Here is a 16,486-nt window from a genome sequence, read left to right as displayed (position 1 = left end):
CGTTTCCTTAAAGATGGCGTGACACGGTTCGGCGAAAAGAGCCGTGACATGCCCGCCGCCCCCTCCAGCCGTCAGACCCCCCAGCAGACCCTGATCCGCACGCTCGCGCCCAAGGCGCTGAAGGCCGCGATCGAGGCGCACGCGCGCTATCTGAAGGGGCTGCCGGCCGGGACCCGCGCCAACCTCTCCTATGTCGATCTCGACAATGTCAGCCTGGAGGGTGTCGACCTTTCCGAGGCCGACCTGACCGGCGCGCGCCTGTCCGGCGCCCTGCTGGCGCGGGCGGTGCTGACCCGGGCCACGCTGTACGGGGCCGACCTGCGCGACGCCGACCTGCGCGACGCCAACCTCGCGCGCTGCGACCTGCGCGGCGTCTGCCTGCGCGGGGCCAACCTGGCCGGGGCCGACCTGTCGGGCTGCGACCTGCGCGAGGGCGTCACCGCCACCCAGGACAGCATCGACGGCTTCAAGATCCTGCGGCACCGCGAACGGCGCGGCGAGCTGGACCGCGCCGTGACGCGCGGGGCGCGGCTGGACGGCGCCCAGCTGGGCGACGCCTTCACCCGGGTGGCCGACCTGACCGACGCCGACCTGGCCGGGGTCAGCCTGCAGGGGGCGCGGCTGAACCGGGCCACCCTAAACGGGGCCGACCTCTCGCGGGCCAACCTCTACAACGCCGACCTCAGCGGCGCCTCGCTGCGCCGGGCCGTGCTGTCGGGCGCCGACCTGGCCGGGACCACCTTCGACGGGGCCGACCTGACCGAAGTGCTGCGCGCCCCGCCGCCGATCATCTATGTGGACGACGCGCCCCTGCACGAGGTGCTGGAGGCGCACGAGCTGTTCGTGACCAGCGACGGTCGCGACGGCGCCCCGGCCAAGGCGCCCTCGACCGACTTCCGGCCGCTGCGCCGGCTGCGCGGACGGCGCCTGGCCGGCCTCTCGGCGCCGGGCGCGATCTTCTTCGGCATGGACCTGGAGAACGTCCAGCTGCAGGGCGCCAACCTGGCCGACGCCGACCTGCGCGGGGTCAATCTGCGCGGGGCCGACCTGCGCGGCGCGCGCCTGGTCGGGGCCCAGCTGTCGCGGGCCGACCTTTCCGGCGCCAAGCTGGGGCCGCTGGACATCGCCCAGGGCCGCGTCCTGCGCGCCGACCTCAGCCGCGCCGTGCTGCGTGGCGCCGACCTGACCGGGGCCAGCGCCCGCCGGGTGCGCCTGATCGAGGCCGACCTGACCCGCTGCAAGCTGGACGGCTGCGACCTGACCAGCGCGGAGCTGCCCGAGGGGTTCGCGCTCTAGCGCCCCGGCCCCAAAAGGTTGTCATCCCGGAAAGCGCGCAGCGCTTGTCCGGGACCCAGGTGGGCCGCACCGCCTTCGCCCAGTCTCCTGGGTCCCGGACAGCCTCTGCGAGGCTTCCGGGATGACAACGATTGGGTGGCGGATGGATCATTCCACCATCCGACGCTATCCCTTCCCTCCAGGCTCCATCCCAACGCAACGCGGAAGGTTCGCATGGATCGTATCGAGGCGATGCGGGTGTTCGTGGCGGCTCTGGACGAGGGCAGCCTGGCTGGCGCCGGACGCAAGCTGGGCCGCTCGCCGGCGGCGGTCAGCCGGGCCATCGCCTTCCTGGAGAACCATGTCGGGGCCGAGCTGCTGCACCGCACGACGCGGTCGCTGCGGCTCAGCGAGGCCGGCGAGCGCTACGCCGCCGCCTGCCGCCGGGTGCTGGTCGACCTGGAGGAGGCCGATCTGATCGCCCTGGGCGAACGCTCGGCCCCGCGCGGCACCCTGACCCTCACCGCCCCGCCGATCAGCGGCGAGGAGATCCTGCACCCGATCATCGACGCCTTCCTGGACGCCTATCCGGCCGTGGCGGTGAACCTGCTGCTGCTGGACCGCCACGCCAACCTGGTGGAGGAGGGGATCGACGTCGCCCTGCGCGTGGGCCAGCTGCCCGACTCCGCCATGGTGGCCGTGCGGGTGGGCGGCGACGTCAAGCGGGTGATCGTCGCCGCACCGCGCTACCTGGACCGGCATCCGCGCATCCTCGAACCCGGCGACCTGGTCCAGCACCGGATCGTCACCACCACCCATTTCGGCCACGACACCTGGGTGTTCCCGCCCGCGCCCGGCGGGGCGATCGCCCGGTCGGTGCACTTCAAGCCCCGGCTGGTGGTCAACAGCGTGCGGGCCGCCCTGGCCTCGGCGGTCGACGGCCAGGGGGTGACGCGGCTCTACACCTACCACGTGGCCGAGCGGGTGCGGGACGGGTCCCTGCGCATCCTGCTGCGCGACGCCGAGCCGCCGCCCTTGCCGGTGCACCTGCTGACGCCCCAGGGCCGCACCGCCGTGCCGAAGGTCCGCGCCTTCCTGGACTTCGCCGCCCCGAGGCTGCGGGCGGCCTTCGCGCGGCTGTCGGCCGAGGCGGGGGCGCTGGGGACGGCGTAGCTCTTTCCGTTGTCATCCCGGAAAGCGCGCAGCGCTTGTCCGGGACCCAGGCGAGCCGCAAGGCGTCAGCCCAGTCCCCTGGGTCCCGGACAGCCTCTGCGAGGCTTCCGGGATGACAACGATTGGGGTGTTTCGATTATATCGATCTACGGAAGAGTGTCCGCCTTTCACTGATCATTCCGCCGATCCATGAACGGGACCACCTTGACGACATCGCCGGACGCGATCCCCGCGGCGGCAGTCATCGAGGCAAGATCATGAGCAACGAACGCAAGGTCGCCATCGTCACGGGCGCGTCGCAAGGCATCGGCGCGGCCCTGGTGAAGGCCTATCGCGACCGCGACTATCGGGTGGTGGCCACGTCCCGCTCGATCCAGCAGGGGAGCGACCCCGATGTCCTGGCCGTGGCCGGCGACATCGGCGACCCCGCCACCGCCGAGCGCGTGGTGGCCGAGGCCATCGCCCGCTTCGGCCGGATCGACACCCTGGTCAACAACGCGGGCATCTTCACCGCCAAGCCGTTCACCGCCTTCACCCAGGAGGACTTCGAGGCCAACCTCTCGACCAACCTGGTCGGCTTCTTCCACGTCACCCAGCGCGCCGTCGCCCAGATGCTGAAGCAGGGCTCGGGCCACGTCGTCAGCATCACCACCAGCCTGACCGACAACGCCAACTCGCAGGTGCCCTCGGTGCTGGCCAGCCTGACCAAGGGCGGCCTCAACTCGGCGACCAAGTCCCTGGCCATCGAGCTGGCCGACAAGGGCGTGCGGGTCAACGCCGTCTCGCCCGGGGTGATCAAGACCCCGATGCACGCGCCCGAGACCCACGCCTTCCTGGCCGGCCTGCACCCGGTGGGCCGCCTGGGCGACATCCGCGACGTGGTCGAGGCCGTGCTCTATCTTGAGACCGCCGGCTTCGTGACGGGCGAGATCCTGCACGTCGACGGCGGCCAGAGCGCCGGTCACTAGGTCAGGAGGTCGTCATGCCCATCGTCACCATCCAGGTCACCCGCGAAGGCTCCGGCCCCGGCCGCGACGCCGTCACCGCCGAGGAGAAGGCCCGGCTGATCGCCGGCGCCAGCCAGCTGCTGCTGGACGTGCTGGGCAAGCCGCTGGACTCGACCTTCGTCGTCATCGACGAGGTCCCGCTCGAGAACTGGGGCTGGGGCGGCCTGCCCGCCCTGGAGTTCCGCCAGCGACGGGCGGCCGGCCAGGCCTGATCCCGCCGCACCCGAAGGGCCGCCCGTCGCGGCGGCCCGCCCCCTTCAAGAACAGGACGTCAGCCATGGGTTCCGAAACCCCCAACCGCCTGCTGGACCTCCTCGGCGTCGAGCTGCCGATCATCCAGGCGCCGATGGCCAACTTCACCACGCCGCAGATGGTGGTCGCCGTCGCCAAGGCCGGCGGCCTGGGCTCGCTGCCCAGCGCCGTCTATTCGGAAAGCCTACTGCGCGAGGCGCTGGACACGGTGCGGGCCGGCACGACGGCGCCGATCAACCTCAACTTCTTCACCCACACGCCGCCCGCCGAGGACCCCGCCCGCCAGGCCGCCTGGCGGGCGCGGCTGAAGCCCTACTATGTCGAGGCCGGGCTCGATCCCGACATGCCCCTGCCGGCCGGCGGCCGCGCGCCCTTCGACGACGCCTTCTGCAAGGTGGTCGAGGACTACCGCCCCGAGGTGGTCAGCTTCCACTTCGGCCTGCCCGCGCCCGACCTGCTGGACCGGGTCAGGCGCACGGGCGCCAAGGTGCTCTCGTCCGCCACCACCGTGGCCGAGGCCCTGTGGCTGGAGGAACGCGGCGTCGATGCGGTCATCGCCATGGGCTACGAGGCCGGCGGCCATCGCGGCAACTTCCTGACCGACGACATGGCGACCCAGGTTGGGACCTTCGCCCTGGTCCCGCGCATCGCCGACGCCGTCTCGGTCCCGGTGATCGCGGCGGGCGGGATCGCCGACCGGCGCGGCGTGCTGGCCGCCTTCGCCCTGGGCGCCCAGGCGGCCCAGGTCGGCACCGCCTATCTGCTGACGCCCGAGGCCGGGATCTCGCGGGTCCATCGCGACCTCCTGTCCAGCGCCGAGGACACCGCGGTCACCAACCTGTTCACCGGCCGTCCGGCGCGGGGGATCGTCAACCGGCTGATGACCGAGCTGGGCCCGCTGTCGGACCTGGCCCCGGCCTTCCCGACGGCCGGGGCGGCGGTGGGGCCGCTGCGCAAGGCGGCCGAGGCGGCGGGGCGCGGCGACTTCACCCCGCTGTGGGCGGGACAAGCCTTCCGCGTGGCCCGGCCGATGTCGTCGGCCGACCTGACCCGGGCGCTGGCGGGCGTCTAGGCGATCTTCTAAGCGGGCGCGCGCGACGCCAGGATCGCGTCGGCCACGTGGCCCATGATCAGGTGGATCGAGGTCCGCTCCTCGACCGTCGGGCCCCGGGGCAGGTGGTGGTAGATGGCGAAGGTGCCGATCACCCGGCCCGGGGCGGCGTCGATCGGCGTGGACCAGCAGGCGCGCAGGCCGTGCTCCAGGGCCAGCTCGCGGAAGTCGGCCCACAGCGGATTGGTGGCGATGTCGGTGACATAGACCGCGTGTCCCAGATAGGCCGCCGTGCCGCACGACCCTCGTCCCGGGCCGATCTCCTGGCCGTGGATGGCGTCGCAGAAGGCCTTGGGCATGCTGGGCGCCGCGCCGTGCAGCAGGTGACGCCCCTCGTCGTCCAGCAGCAGCACCGAGGTCAGCAGGTCGTCCGCCGTCGCCTCGACGGCCAGCAGGTGGCGGTCCAGGATCGCTTCGAGACTGTCGCCGGCGGCGCGTTCGGCCTGCGCCTCGCGGTCGCGCTGGGCGAGGGCCATGTCGAGCAGATGCGAAAAGGGCATGAGCGCACGCGCCTCCGCGAAGAGGGCGTCGGACGCCCCTTTCGTAACCCTGTCGCGGAGCGCTTCGTTGCAGGTCGGCCGGGCGGCCTACATCCGCTTCTTCAGCGGGACCAGGTCGGGATAGACCGGCTCGCGGCCCTGGGCCTTGGCCTGGAAGGCCTCCAGCATGTGCGGCGGCGAGAACATGCCCGTCTGCCAGGTGGCGATGTAGTCCAGCCCGTCCTTGATCGTGTGGTCGCGGGCGTAGTTGATCATCACCTTGCTGCCGGCCACGGCCAGCGGAGACTTGGACGCGATCTCGCGGGCCGTCTCCAGGGCGTGGGCGACCACCTCCTCGTGGGTGGCGAACACCTCGTTGACCAGGCCGATCTCGCGGGCCCGGGCGGCGGGCAGGCGACGGCCGGTGTAGGCCAGCTCGCGCACCCAGCCCTCGGGGATCAGCTTGCACAGGCGCGGGAAGGTGCCGACGTCGGCGGTCATGCCGATGTTGATCTCGTGGATCGTGAAGAAGGCGTCGGCGCTGGCGTAGCGGATGTCGCAGGCGCTGGTGAAGTCCACCGCCCCGCCGATGCAGCCGCCCTGGATGGCGGCGATCACCGGCATGCGCGCCTCGTCCAGGCAGCTGAAGGTGTCCTGCAGGTGATGCACGTGGCGGCGGAAGCTCTCGGCGGCCACGAAGCGGTCGGCCGGCTCGCCGCCGGTCACGCCCTCGCCGTCGGTGAACACCGACAGGTCCATGCCGGCGCAGAAATGCTTGCCCGTCGAGGAGATGACGATGCAGCGGGCGCGGGCGTTGTGGTCGATGTCGCGGACGATCTGCGGCAGCTCGTTCCAGAACGCCCGGGTCATGGTGTTCAGCGCCTCGGGGCGCTTGAGGCGGATATGGGCGACGCCTGTCTCGATCTCGACATCGAAGCAGCTATAGTCTGGCTTGTTACCCACGTGCGTCTCTCCCTGTCGTCGGCTCTCTATCTCGTCGGACAATCTGCAACACGCGCGCGGGGGACGCCAACCAGCCCCTACGGAAGCCTGTGAAGGAAAGAACAGCCATGGCCAAACACTCGATCGCCCCCAAGATCGGCATGACTCTGTCGGTCGCCGCCGCCCTCGGCTCGATGATCGTCGCGCCCCTGCCGGCCGCGGCCCAGTCCAAGGGCATCGGCGGACTGTTCGCCTGCGAAGGCTCGGGCAAGAAGCAGGAAGGCGGCGCCCTGATCGGCGCGGCGGCCGGCGCCCTGCTGGGCCGCGCGGTGGCCAAGAACGAAAAGACCCTCGGCACGGTGGTCGGGGCCGCCGCCGGGGCCGCCGCGGGCGCCTATATCGGCTGCCGCATGCAGTCGACCGACCAGGCCCTGGCCCAGCAGGCCACCAAGCGCGCCCTGGACAGCGGCCGCTCGGAGACCTGGAGCAATTCGCGCACCGGCGCCTCGGGCCGCATCGACGTGGTGTCCTCGTCCTACGGCCCGCCGATCGACGGGCAGAACCTGCGCTTCGAGCGCGGCGTGCTGCAGCTGCGCAGCTACGACGCCGCCGGCGGCGACTACACCGCGCGCGCCGCGGCCAACCTGCGCTCCAGCCCCTCCACCACCGGCAAGGTGGTCGGCAAGCTGGCGGCCGGCGAGCGGGTCGAGGTGCTGGGCGGCGCGCCGAACAGCAACTGGCTGCTGGTGGGCCGCAACGGCTACGGCGTGGGCTACGTCTCGGCCTCGCTACTGGACCAGGGCGGCTACGCCCAGGCCAGCTGCCGGATCATCAACGCCTCGATCAGCACCAAGGGCGCGGCCCCCAGCAGCGAACGCTACAGCGCCTGCCGGGACGGCAAGGGCGAGTGGCAGCTGACGACGGTCTAGGTCGCCCATCTCCAACAGTTGTCATCCCGGAAGCGCGTAGCGCTGTCCGGGACCCAGGTGAACCGCAAAGCCTTCGCCCAGTCCCCTGGGTCCCGGACAGCCCCTGCGGGGCTTCCGGGATGACAACGTTTTGGATTGCCCGTCCTCACAGATCCACCACCTCGCACTTCAGCCGGGTCCGGATCTCGTCGGCCACGATGGCCCGGTGGCAGCACCGGGCCTCGTGTTCGTAGCACAGCAGGGCGATGCGCTTCTCGCCGGCCAGGGCGGTGGCCTGGCCCAGGGCCAGCTGGGCCTCCGGCTCGGCCAGGTGGGCGTGGAAGATCGCGCGCATCTCGTCGGTGCGCCCCGCCCGCGCCGCCTCGCGCCCGGCCTTGGGCGTGCCCAGCGGCCGCAGATGGACGTAGTCGATCCCCTCGGCCTTCAGGCTGTTCCCCAGCATCGTCTTGGAGAAGCCCGGCCGACGCGAGGCGGCGACGGCGCGGACGTCGACCACCGTGTCGACCCCCGCAGCCTTCAGCCGGCCGATCATGCCGTCCAGGGTGTCCTGCTCGTATCCTATGGTGCTGACGGGCGGTTTCATGGGTCTGTCCATGGACGAGGTAACGCCGGGAGCCTACCTTAGGGGCCAGCAGCCGCTACAGGAGCTTTCCGCCATGGACGCGGCCGTCTTCCGTGACCCTCGCCGACGCTTCATCCCCATCGCCAGCCGCGCCGGGGCCGGCGAGATGGCGGTGCTGGAGTTCGGGCCCGTCGACCGGCCCGTCGACGTGATCTTCGTCCACGCCAACGGCTTCAACGGCCAGACCTACCGCGCCCTGCTGGCCCCGCTGTCGGCGGGGCTGCGCATCCTGGCGGTGGACCAGCGCGGCCACGGCGCCAGCCGCCTGGCGGCCGACCCCGACCATCGCCGGAACTGGCTGGACCTGCGCGACGACCTGCTGGCCCTGCTGACCGCCCTGGACCAGGCCCAGCCCGTGGTGCTGGCCGGCCATTCGATGGGCGGCACCGTCAGCCTGCTGGCCGCCGCCGCCGCGCCGGAGACGGTGCGCGGCCTGGTGCTGCTGGACCCGGTGATCATGCCCCGGATCATGGCCTTCTACGCCCACATGCCCTGGACCTCCGGGGCGCTGTGGAAGCACCTGCCGCTGGTGCAGGCGGCGCTGCGCCGCCGGGCCGTGTTCGACAACCGCGAGGCCGCCTTCGCCGCCTATCGCGGACGCGGGGCCTTCAAGACCTGGCCCGAGACCATGCTGGCCGACTATGTGGGCGGCGGGTTCAAGGACCGCGACGACGGCAAGGTCGAGCTGGCCTGCGCCCCGGCCTGGGAGGCGTCGAACTACAGCGCCCAGGCCCACGACCCCTGGCGGGCCATGGGCCGCATCCGCTGCCCCGCGCGCCTGCTGAAGGCCGAGAAGGGCTCGACCAGCCATGTCGGCGACGGCGCGGGCGTGATGCGCCGCCACCCGTCGATCCGTGTCGAGACGATCGCCGGGACCAGCCATTTCCTGCCGATGGAACGGCCGGACCTGGCGCGCGAGGCGATCTTCGAGATGGCGGCGGGCTGAGGCCCCGGGGGACATGCCCTTGCGGCGTGTCCCCACTTTCAAGCTCAGCGTCCGCCGTTTGGGGACACGCCCAAGGGCATGTCCCCGGCCGTTAGAGCGCCAGCCCCGCCACCGCCGACTTCGCCAGCGCGGCCCGCGCCGCGTCGCTGATCGGCACCACCTTGCGGGCGTCGAGGTCGAAGGTGATGGCCACGGCTTCCGACGTGCCCCAGGCCTTGCCGGTGGTGGGGTCCAGCATCCAGTGGACCACGCGCATGGCCTGGCCTTCCGTTCCCACCAGGCCGGACCGCAGCTCGACCCGGTCGCCGGCCCGCGGCCAGGCTAGGTGGGCCAGGCGATACTCCAGCACCGCCCCGCCGACCCGCGCCGGCTTGTGGTCGGCATGGGCGACCACGGTGTCGCGGAACGGGCCGATGAAGGCGCCGATGCCGTCCGAGACCCGGCCGATGAACTGCTCGGCGCGCATTCGTCCGAACACGTCGCAATCGGTCGGCGACAGGGCGCCCAGGCCGATCCGCTTCAGGCCCAGGTCGTCGGCGCGGTCGAGGCCCGCGGTGGTCTCGAACGGCGACAGGTCCAGGCTCCGGGCCCGGGCCTGGGGCGGGACCTCGACCTTCAGGGCCTGGGCGCGCTCGTGCACGACGCGCGGCCAGGGGAAGGCCTCGCCCTCGCGCGGGGTGACGTGGGCGATGGTGGTCTGGAAGGTCGCCGCCAGCTGGCCGCTGGCGGTGTGGACCAGGAGCTGCAGCACCTTGGCCTCGGTCTCGGAGACCTCGACCACCCCGCCCAGCATGTGCAGGGTCGCCCCGGCATGGGCCTCGCGCAGGAAGCGGATGTGCTGTTCGCGGACCACCACGGTGGCGTTGGCGTAGGGCGAGAAGGCGTGCGGCAGGCCCAGCTCGGCCGCCAGCCCCGCCAGGCCCTCCATGGCCCGCACGACGTAGAAGCGCACGTTCATGTGCCCCATCTCGTCGCAGTCCCAGGTGTTCACGCCCCCACGCCAGATCTCGACGCCGGGGAGGGGCTCGGTGGGCGTCATGGGGCGTCTCGGTGCGGGGTGAACGGTCGTTCGAGTCTAGCGGGGTTTCCGCGCGGTCCGCAATCGCAGTCGGGGACATGCCCTTGCGGGGTGTCCCCAAGTCCTGGCGCCGTGAATGCCGATGGGGACACGCCGCAAGGGCATGTCCCCGACTGGATCACCCCTTGCAATCCGCGCACAGCCCGTGCGCCTCGATCGTCACGCCGGTCAGGGCGTAGCCGGCCGCGGCGCCGGCGGCGATGATCTCGGCGCTGGCCTTGGGCTCGATCTCGCGGGTGGCGCCGCAGCAGTCGCAGATCAGGAAGGCGGCGGCGTGGCCGTCGGCCTCCTTGCGGCAGGCGACATAGGCGTTGAGGCTCTCGATCCGGTGGGCGAAGCCCTGCTTCTCCAGGAAGTCGAGCGCGCGATAGACGGTGGGCGGCTTGGCCGGCGGGCCGTCGACGGCGAAGCTGGCGATCAGGTCGTAGGCCTTCACCGGCTGGCCGGCCTCCAGCAGCAGCTCCAGCACCCGGCGGCGCGGGGCGGTCAGGCGCTGGTCGGACGCCTCGCAGCGCGCCTCGGCGGCGGCCAGTTCGGCCGCCAGGGCGGTTCCGGCGACGCCGTGATGGTGATGATCGTGATCGCAAGCGGCGTGATGGGCCATGACCCAGAGGTAGAGGGCGCCGCTCCTCGGCGCAAGTTCCCGCTCCCACACCCTTTCGTTGTCATCCCGGACAGCCCCTACGGGGCTTGCGGGATGACACCCTCTGTTCGGTTCCGAATTGACCTAGTGCCCCCGCAGATAGGGCCGCGCCTGCACCACGTAGAGCCTGTCGCCGATCGTCAGCCACTCGATGTCCTGGGCGCCGCCGCCCAGCCAGGCGTCGATGGCCAGGCCCGCCTTGGCCAGCCGCAGGGCCAGGGCGTCGGTCAGCACGAACCGGCCCTCCTCGATCCGGACCTCCCGGACCCCGCCCTTCTCGTCGAACGACAGCATGGTGTCGTCGGTCGAGCGGGTCAGCACCTGCAGCGAGCCCTGGGTCTCGCCGTGATAGATCAGCTGCTCGGCCACGCGCTTGCCCTCGACCACCCGCATGCCTAGGCCGCGCTTGGCGTTGATGAACACCGCGTCCGGCTCCTGCGGATCGAAGGGGTTCTCGGTGATCATCACGCCCGAGGCCTCGGCGTTCATGCCCTGCTGGATCAGGACGGCGGCGTGGACGGCGCGGTGGTCGATGCGGGCGGCCTCGCGGGCCTCGTAGGCGGCGTCGTTCCAGACCGAGCCCCAGACCGTGCGGATCGCGTCGGCCAGCTGGGCGTCGGTGACCACGTTGGGCACGCTGGTGTACAGCCCCGCGCCGTTGAAGCCGGGCAGGTCCTCGGCGTTGGTCGAGCTGCGGGCGAAGACGCCGCCTTCGCCGATCACCGCGCGCCGGCGGGCTTTGACGGCCTCCATCAGCCGCGGGTCGATGGTCCCGGCGGCGAAGGCGGCGCGCAGGCGGGCCAGGGCGGCGTGGCGGGCGGCGCGGTCGGTCTTCAGGGCCGGATCGGCCAGCAGGGCGTCGATCACCTTGTCCAAGCCGTTGGCCCGCACGAAGCGGTCATAGGCCGAGAACGGGAGGGCGAAGCCGGGCGGCACGGCGAAGTCGGTCGTACCCGACCTGGCCATGTGATGGCGCACCTCGCCGAGATTGGCCGACTTGGCGCCCACCCGGACGCTGTCGGTCCGCCGTTGCTCGTCCAGGCTGGGCAGGCCGGCATAGGCCAGGTCGGCCTTGGGGACCTTGACCGCGCCCTTGGCCCGGCGGGCCGCGGCCCTGGCCTCGGCCGGGGTAGCCCCGCGGAGGGTGACCATGTCGTCCTTGGCGGTCATCACCACCACCTGGCCGTCCAGGGCGGCGTAGGCCGCCCGGGCGTCGCGGCGATAGGCGTTGGGCACGCCCCAGCTCTTGGCCAACAGGTTGACGTGGCTGAGCGGGGTGGAGAAGGCCGTGGTGATCACCCCGGCCACCGGCTCCAGCTGGATCGGCGGGACGTCCAGCATGACGATGTCGTCCCGCCGCAGATCGGTCTGGGGCGTGATCTCGCCCACCACCCGCAGGCGGCCGACCGCCTTGCCGGGATTGAGCACCAGCACCTCGCGCGAGCCGTAGGCGGCCGCGCCGTCGATGATCTCGATCCCGCCGACGCCGGAGGCCAGCTCGTACTGCTGGTGGGAGTTGGGCTTGAGGGCCAGGGGCGCGAAGAAGTGGGCCTTCAGGGCGGTCATGGTCTCGCCCAGCACGGCCGCGTCCAGGGCGTCGCCCTCGAAGAACTCCACGCCGTAGCGCTGCAGGCCCGGATAGAACACCACCGAGCCGAAGATGAAGCGGCGGTTGGGCTGGGAGTAGTTGGCCGCGACCAGGGCCTCGGCCGGGCGGCTGGACAGATAGGTCTGCTGCACGAAGGTGACGTGGAAGTCGTAGCGCCGCGAATTGATGAAGTAGAGCCGGCCGGCCGGGTCCGCCTTGCGGTCGGCGCGGTCGATCACGAACATCAGCTGCGGAGTGTTGAAATAGCGCCCGGTCGTGGTGGTGCGGGCCAGGGCGTCGTACTGGGCGCGGTCGGCGATGGCGGACGCCGAGCGGTCGTCGGCCAGGGCCGGCTGGGCGGCGAGCAGGGCCAGCAGCGTCAGGACCGTGGCCAGCAGGCCCGCGAGGCGTCGTGTCATGAGGGCTCCCCAGCTTCGGCCGAAGCTTAGCCTAGCGGGGGAGGGAGTCGAGGCGGGCGGAGGCTACGGTTCAAGCTCAGGGTTGTCCGAAGCTGTGCCGGACGCTGAAGGTCACCTTGTTGTCGCGGGAATTGCCGCCGGCCAGGTCGGTCGCGCCGGCGCCGCCGCGGACGACGAGCCAGTAGTTCTTGGCGACCTGGTAGTCCAGGCTGGCGGCGTAGAAGCTGGAGCCGCCGTCCTTGAGGGGGCCGACGCCCTTGTAGTCGAGCTGTTCGTAGCCGGCCTGCAGGGCGAACTTGCCGGCGCCGGTTCCCGACTTGGGATCGGAGCCCCGCCATTCGTAGCCGACCACCAGGGCCAGGGAGAGCTTGTCGAACGTCTGCAGGCTGTCGGCCGGGTCGACCTTGCGGTCGAAGTCGTAGCGGCCGAAGAGTGTGAAGTAGTTCGGCGGCGCGCCCGTGCTGGCGAGAATGCCGATCGGGCGTCGGTAGGACAGCCAGGCCGAACCGCCGTCGCCGGCGTCCTCGCCCGCCTTGGGGTTGACCTTGAAGGCCATGCCGCCCGCGACCATCAGGCTGGCGCGTCGTGCGTAGCGCTCCGCGGCCTCGTTGCGGCAAACCTGCACGGCCTCCGGCATCCCGGTGGCGGCGAGATCGGCGGCGATCTTGACCTTCAACGCGTTGATGGCCTTGTGAAGAAGCTCTTCGGTGCGCTCTTTCACCCAAGCCCTTCGGGCCAGCTCCTTCGGGTCTCCTCGACCGCCTTCTCCATGCGCCAGGTCCGTGGGCAGGGGGGTGTCGAGCTGGATCAGCCTGGGATCGTCCCCCCAGGTCGCGCCCGAGTTCTCCCATTCCTGCTCGGCGGTCGGACGAAACATGCCGCTCGTCGGAACTTGCTTTTCGATCGTCGCCTCGAACGCATCGCCGATGCAGTCCGACAGCTTGGTGTCCAGCCGAGGGTCGGCGTAGACGATCTCGTCATTGATCTTCTGGGCGCCGAGCAGTTCGGTGGCGAAGCCCAGGCCGACGCGGTCGGCCTTGCCTTCGTCGGTCTGGGCGTAGCCCAGGCTCAAGCTGGTCCGGGCCCAGGCGCCGAGCGCCCAGTTGTCCTTCACCGCCTCACGGTACTCCGAGAGCTTCTGATGGTTGAACCAGAAGTACGGCGCGCCCGCGATCGCCAGGCCGGGCTTCAGGTCGCCGTTCTCGTCGATATAGCTGGCCAGGTCGATGCTCTTGGCCCGAAGGGCGGAGGGGTCGATGACGGTCGTGGGCGTGAGGTCGATGACGGCGAAGCCGGGCGTCTCCGGGATCGAGGTGTCGATCTCCTCCGTCGCGGGACGGTCGGTGACCTTCTCCTTCTCGGCGTCGACCGCCGCCTTGACGGCCGCGTCGGAAAGGGCCTGAGCCCGGGCGCCGACCGGAGCCAGGAGCGCCACGCTCGCGGCGCAGACGAAGATCATGCGCATTGTCTGTCTCCTGCGGGTTGGATCAGCCGATGAACACGCCCTGGTGTCCGAAGTCGGTGGGGTTGCCCGCCGGACCGATCTGGCCTTTCACGTGGGTCGGATTCGCGGAGCCTTTCCGCGGCCGGAGCAGATTGCCGGCGGCGTCGGTCACCGTGACGGTCGCGACGTAGGGGCGGCCGGGGGTGGCGTTGTGGACGACCACCCAGCTCACATCCAGGCTGATGACGTCGTCGTGCGAAACGAGCCCGGTCCAGGTCGCCGTGTCCTCGGTCTTGGCGCTCAAGGGGACCAGGCGGGTGTGTGCGCCGATCTCCTCGCCGAGCGTGGCCTTGTGGAGGAAGACCTGGGAATCCACGCTCAGCGTGACGGTCACGGGCTCGTCGCCCGGAAACAGGAACATCGTGGACATGGTGTTCTCCCGCGGCGTCGATCACGCCGAACGGGGGCAGGTTGGCGCCGTCACCCAAGCTTGGCTGTGGGATAAGCCACCTTCACCAGGGGTGTTTTCGCACCTTCGCCGTGGCGGCGAAGCCGTTTGGGATCAGTGGGTCGGCGCCGCCAGCACCGCCGCCTGCAGGTCGCATCGCGCCGCGTCCGGCGCCGGACCGGCCGCCCGGGCGGCGTCGAGTTCGGCGCGGACGGCGGCCAGGTCGGACTGGAAGCCGGGCGAGGCCTCCAGCGCCTGGACCAAGGCCTGGGCGTTGATCCGCCCGGCATCCACCGACGAGGCGTTGTGCACCCCGCAGATCACCCGGCTCTGGCCGTAGGCCTCGGCGCGGTTGAGCAGGGCGTCGGCGCGGTCCGGCTGGGCCTTGGCCAGGATCAGGCCGACCGTCCAGCCCCAGGTGGTGTGGCCCGACGGATAGTCCGAGGTCAGGCCCACGATCCAGCCGCTGCGGGCGCAGATCGCGCCGCGATCGACCTGGTAGGGACGCTTGCGCTTGTAGAGCTTCTTGGGGGCCGAGATCGCCGGCCGCACGTCATGGCTGACCCGGCGCAGCATGGCCGCCAGCTTCGGCGTGGTCTTGCGGCTGGGGGTGAAGCCCAGGGCGCAGCTGTAGCTGTCCATGATCCGGGCCTCGCGCGCGTCCTGCTGGGCCAGCGACCAGCGCGGACTGTCCTTGAGCCGGCGGGTGGCCAGGAAGACGGCGCGGTCCTGCTGGTCGACCGCCGATCCCGCGGCGGGCGGCGGCGGCACGGCCTGGCGGGCGTCGTAGGCGCCCTTGGCCAGGTAGGGCGGGGCCGGCGTGGCGCATCCCGCCAGGACCAGGGCCGCCATTCCGATCGTCCATCTGGCGCGCATGAAAAAGGGTCCCCGAAGCAACTCCGGGGACCCTGCATTCTCACATCGTCAGGAGCAAGACGGCTTACTTGCCGAACAGCTTGTTCCAGCGCGGCTTCTCGCGGCCCTTCCAGTGCTCGCGGTGGAAGGCGTCCGAGGCGATCAGCGGCACCACGGTGGTGGCTTCGGCGAACACCATCTGCTCGTAGGTGGTCGAGACCTTGCCCCACGAGGCGGCTTCCTTGAGCGTCGAGGAGCTGCAGGCGCCGTCGCGCACGTCGGCCACGGTGATCTGGACCGCGTACTTGTGCATGTCGGCCTCGACGCCCAGGATCTCGGCGCAGACCACGGTGTCCTGGGCGAAGTTCTTGGGAACGCCGCCGCCGACCATGAACAGGCCGGTGGTGCCGGCCGCGATCTTGATGTCCGTCAGTTCACGGAAGTCGGCGACCGCGTCGATCATCAGATAGGGCTGCTTGGCCGCGATCCGCTCCTTCTGGTGCTTGACCAGGCCGAAGCCGGCCGAGCTGTCGACGAAGGCCGGGCAGAAGATCGGCACGCCTTCCTCGTAGGCGGTCTGGATCAGCGAGCCGGGCTTCTTGGCGTTGCCTTCCGACAGCCACTTGCCCATCTCCCAGATGAACTCGCGCGAGGAATAGGCGCGCGGCTCCAGGCGGTTGCAGATCTCCAGGATCGTGTGATCGCAATTCTGGAGCTCTTCTTCGTCGATATAGGTGTCGTAGATGCGGTCGATGTAGTTGTCGCGCAGGACGTTGTCGTCGACCGGGCCCGCGGCCTGGTAGTGCTTGAAGCCCAGGGCCTCGAAGAAGTCCATGTCGACGATGCTGGCGCCGGTGGCGACCACGGCGTCGATCATGCCGTTCTTCACCATGTCGCGGTAGACGTGCATGCAGCCGCCGGCCGAGGTGGAGCCGGCCAGGATCAGCCACGGCGAGCAGCCCTTGTCGGCCAGGGCCATGTTGAAGATGTCGGCGGCGCGGGCGGTGTCGCGCGAGCTGAACGACATCTTGCGCATGGAGTCGATGATCGGACGGGCGTCGAACGCGGTGATGTCGATGTGCTCGACGACGTTCTGCAGCAGCTCGGCCTTGGTGTTGTTCGGAACGGGAGCGTTCATCGCTTCGGTTTCCCTGACTTTGGACGCCCGTCGTTGAAACAAGAACCCTTCGCCGGGACGGAGCGACCGACGGGGGAATAGGGGAATGCGGCTACGCCCGACGTTCACAACGTCGGGCGGCGCGCGCGGTTTAACTC

General features: G+C 70.9%; 17 protein-coding genes. 7 read left to right on the top strand and 10 right to left on the bottom strand.

Annotated elements, in window-relative coordinates; translation table 11 throughout:
- Positions 1–48: 48 nt before the first annotated feature.
- The 5 genes from WAE60_RS22185 to WAE60_RS22165 all read left to right on the top strand — a co-directional run bounded on the left by WAE60_RS22185 (position 49) and on the right by WAE60_RS22165 (position 4,779).
- Positions 49–1,296 carry a pentapeptide repeat-containing protein gene (locus WAE60_RS22185; RefSeq protein WP_029911140.1) on the top strand — a complete coding sequence of 416 codons (1,248 nt, stop codon included), beginning with the start codon at positions 49–51 and terminating at the stop codon, positions 1,294–1,296.
- Between the two features lie 213 nt (positions 1,297–1,509).
- On the top strand, positions 1,510–2,448 hold the full coding sequence (locus WAE60_RS22180) for a LysR family transcriptional regulator (RefSeq protein ID WP_337688856.1): 939 nt from the start codon (positions 1,510–1,512) through the stop codon (positions 2,446–2,448).
- 257 nt (positions 2,449–2,705) lie between these two features.
- Positions 2,706–3,416, top strand: a complete 711-nt coding sequence (locus WAE60_RS22175; RefSeq protein ID WP_337688854.1) for an SDR family oxidoreductase — start codon at positions 2,706–2,708, stop codon at positions 3,414–3,416.
- Between the two features lie 14 nt (positions 3,417–3,430).
- Positions 3,431–3,667, top strand: coding sequence for a 4-oxalocrotonate tautomerase family protein (locus WAE60_RS22170; RefSeq protein WP_029911149.1), 237 nt, complete (start codon positions 3,431–3,433; stop codon positions 3,665–3,667).
- Positions 3,668–3,732: 65 nt separating this feature from the next.
- Positions 3,733–4,779, top strand: a complete 1,047-nt coding sequence (locus tag WAE60_RS22165) for a nitronate monooxygenase family protein (protein WP_337688852.1) — start codon at positions 3,733–3,735, stop codon at positions 4,777–4,779.
- An 8-nt stretch (positions 4,780–4,787) separates the two neighbouring features.
- On the opposite strand, the gene WAE60_RS22160 is transcribed toward WAE60_RS22165, so the two are convergent.
- Complete coding sequence (locus tag WAE60_RS22160) at positions 4,788–5,318, bottom strand: GAF domain-containing protein (protein WP_029911155.1); 531 nt, start codon at positions 5,316–5,318, stop codon at positions 4,788–4,790.
- An 87-nt stretch (positions 5,319–5,405) separates the two neighbouring features.
- Complete coding sequence (locus tag WAE60_RS22155; RefSeq protein ID WP_337688851.1) at positions 5,406–6,260, bottom strand: crotonase/enoyl-CoA hydratase family protein; 855 nt, start codon at positions 6,258–6,260, stop codon at positions 5,406–5,408.
- A 107-nt stretch (positions 6,261–6,367) separates the two neighbouring features.
- On the opposite strand from WAE60_RS22155, the gene WAE60_RS22150 reads away from it, so the two are divergent.
- On the top strand, positions 6,368–7,168 hold the full coding sequence (locus tag WAE60_RS22150; RefSeq protein WP_337688850.1) for an SH3 domain-containing protein: 801 nt from the start codon (positions 6,368–6,370) through the stop codon (positions 7,166–7,168).
- Between the two features lie 145 nt (positions 7,169–7,313).
- Here WAE60_RS22150 and WAE60_RS22145 read toward each other — a convergent pair whose 3' ends face one another.
- Positions 7,314–7,751: a DUF488 domain-containing protein gene (locus WAE60_RS22145; RefSeq protein WP_337688848.1), complete on the bottom strand. Its 438-nt coding sequence runs from the start codon at positions 7,749–7,751 to the stop codon at positions 7,314–7,316.
- Positions 7,752–7,824: 73 nt separating this feature from the next.
- On the opposite strand from WAE60_RS22145, the gene WAE60_RS22140 reads away from it, so the two are divergent.
- On the top strand, positions 7,825–8,736 hold the full coding sequence (locus WAE60_RS22140) for an alpha/beta hydrolase (RefSeq protein WP_337688846.1): 912 nt from the start codon (positions 7,825–7,827) through the stop codon (positions 8,734–8,736).
- 91 nt (positions 8,737–8,827) lie between these two features.
- Here the strand turns inward: WAE60_RS22140 and WAE60_RS22135 are convergent, their stop codons facing one another.
- The 7 genes from WAE60_RS22135 to WAE60_RS22105 all read right to left on the bottom strand — a co-directional run bounded on the left by WAE60_RS22135 (position 8,828) and on the right by WAE60_RS22105 (position 16,391).
- Complete coding sequence (locus WAE60_RS22135; protein WP_029911165.1) at positions 8,828–9,775, bottom strand: thioesterase family protein; 948 nt, start codon at positions 9,773–9,775, stop codon at positions 8,828–8,830.
- Positions 9,776–9,932: 157 nt separating this feature from the next.
- Positions 9,933–10,418, bottom strand: coding sequence for a Fur family transcriptional regulator (locus tag WAE60_RS22130; RefSeq protein WP_029911167.1), 486 nt, complete (start codon positions 10,416–10,418; stop codon positions 9,933–9,935).
- Positions 10,419–10,541: 123 nt separating this feature from the next.
- Positions 10,542–12,464: a PEP/pyruvate-binding domain-containing protein gene (locus WAE60_RS22125; protein ID WP_337688843.1), complete on the bottom strand. Its 1,923-nt coding sequence runs from the start codon at positions 12,462–12,464 to the stop codon at positions 10,542–10,544.
- Positions 12,465–12,540: 76 nt separating this feature from the next.
- The gene (locus WAE60_RS22120; RefSeq protein ID WP_337688841.1) at positions 12,541–13,929 is read right to left on the bottom strand and encodes a hypothetical protein; all 1,389 of its coding nucleotides are present in this window, start codon (positions 13,927–13,929) and stop codon (positions 12,541–12,543) included.
- A gap of 22 nt (positions 13,930–13,951) precedes the next feature.
- Positions 13,952–14,338, bottom strand: a complete 387-nt coding sequence (locus tag WAE60_RS22115) for a hypothetical protein (protein WP_029911176.1) — start codon at positions 14,336–14,338, stop codon at positions 13,952–13,954.
- Positions 14,339–14,470: 132 nt separating this feature from the next.
- On the bottom strand, positions 14,471–15,232 hold the full coding sequence (locus WAE60_RS22110) for a phosphatase PAP2 family protein (protein ID WP_029911178.1): 762 nt from the start codon (positions 15,230–15,232) through the stop codon (positions 14,471–14,473).
- Positions 15,233–15,296: 64 nt separating this feature from the next.
- Positions 15,297–16,391 carry a deoxyhypusine synthase gene (locus WAE60_RS22105; RefSeq protein ID WP_156035692.1) on the bottom strand — a complete coding sequence of 365 codons (1,095 nt, stop codon included), beginning with the start codon at positions 16,389–16,391 and terminating at the stop codon, positions 15,297–15,299.
- Between the last annotated feature and the right edge of the window lie 95 nt (positions 16,392–16,486).

It is taken from the genome of Caulobacter sp. CCG-8 (genome assembly GCF_037402475.1).
Classification (GTDB): domain Bacteria; phylum Pseudomonadota; class Alphaproteobacteria; order Caulobacterales; family Caulobacteraceae; genus Caulobacter.
This window is presented reverse-complemented; position numbering and strand designations above follow the sequence as displayed.

Coding starts and splice junctions, on each gene's coding strand:
- WAE60_RS22185 (WP_029911140.1), top strand. CDS start 49: ATGCCCGCCGCCCCCTCCAGCCGTCAGACCCCCCAGCAGACCCTGATC.
- WAE60_RS22180 (WP_337688856.1), top strand. CDS start 1,510: ATGGATCGTATCGAGGCGATGCGGGTGTTCGTGGCGGCTCTGGACGAG.
- WAE60_RS22175 (WP_337688854.1), top strand. CDS start 2,706: ATGAGCAACGAACGCAAGGTCGCCATCGTCACGGGCGCGTCGCAAGGC.
- WAE60_RS22170 (WP_029911149.1), top strand. CDS start 3,431: ATGCCCATCGTCACCATCCAGGTCACCCGCGAAGGCTCCGGCCCCGGC.
- WAE60_RS22165 (WP_337688852.1), top strand. CDS start 3,733: ATGGGTTCCGAAACCCCCAACCGCCTGCTGGACCTCCTCGGCGTCGAG.
- WAE60_RS22160 (WP_029911155.1), bottom strand. CDS start 5,318: ATGCCCTTTTCGCATCTGCTCGACATGGCCCTCGCCCAGCGCGACCGC.
- WAE60_RS22150 (WP_337688850.1), top strand. CDS start 6,368: ATGGCCAAACACTCGATCGCCCCCAAGATCGGCATGACTCTGTCGGTC.
- WAE60_RS22145 (WP_337688848.1), bottom strand. CDS start 7,751: ATGAAACCGCCCGTCAGCACCATAGGATACGAGCAGGACACCCTGGAC.
- WAE60_RS22140 (WP_337688846.1), top strand. CDS start 7,825: ATGGACGCGGCCGTCTTCCGTGACCCTCGCCGACGCTTCATCCCCATC.
- WAE60_RS22135 (WP_029911165.1), bottom strand. CDS start 9,775: ATGACGCCCACCGAGCCCCTCCCCGGCGTCGAGATCTGGCGTGGGGGC.
- WAE60_RS22130 (WP_029911167.1), bottom strand. CDS start 10,418: ATGGCCCATCACGCCGCTTGCGATCACGATCATCACCATCACGGCGTC.
- WAE60_RS22125 (WP_337688843.1), bottom strand. CDS start 12,464: ATGACACGACGCCTCGCGGGCCTGCTGGCCACGGTCCTGACGCTGCTG.
- WAE60_RS22120 (WP_337688841.1), bottom strand. CDS start 13,929: ATGCGCATGATCTTCGTCTGCGCCGCGAGCGTGGCGCTCCTGGCTCCG.
- WAE60_RS22115 (WP_029911176.1), bottom strand. CDS start 14,338: ATGTCCACGATGTTCCTGTTTCCGGGCGACGAGCCCGTGACCGTCACG.
- WAE60_RS22110 (WP_029911178.1), bottom strand. CDS start 15,232: ATGCGCGCCAGATGGACGATCGGAATGGCGGCCCTGGTCCTGGCGGGA.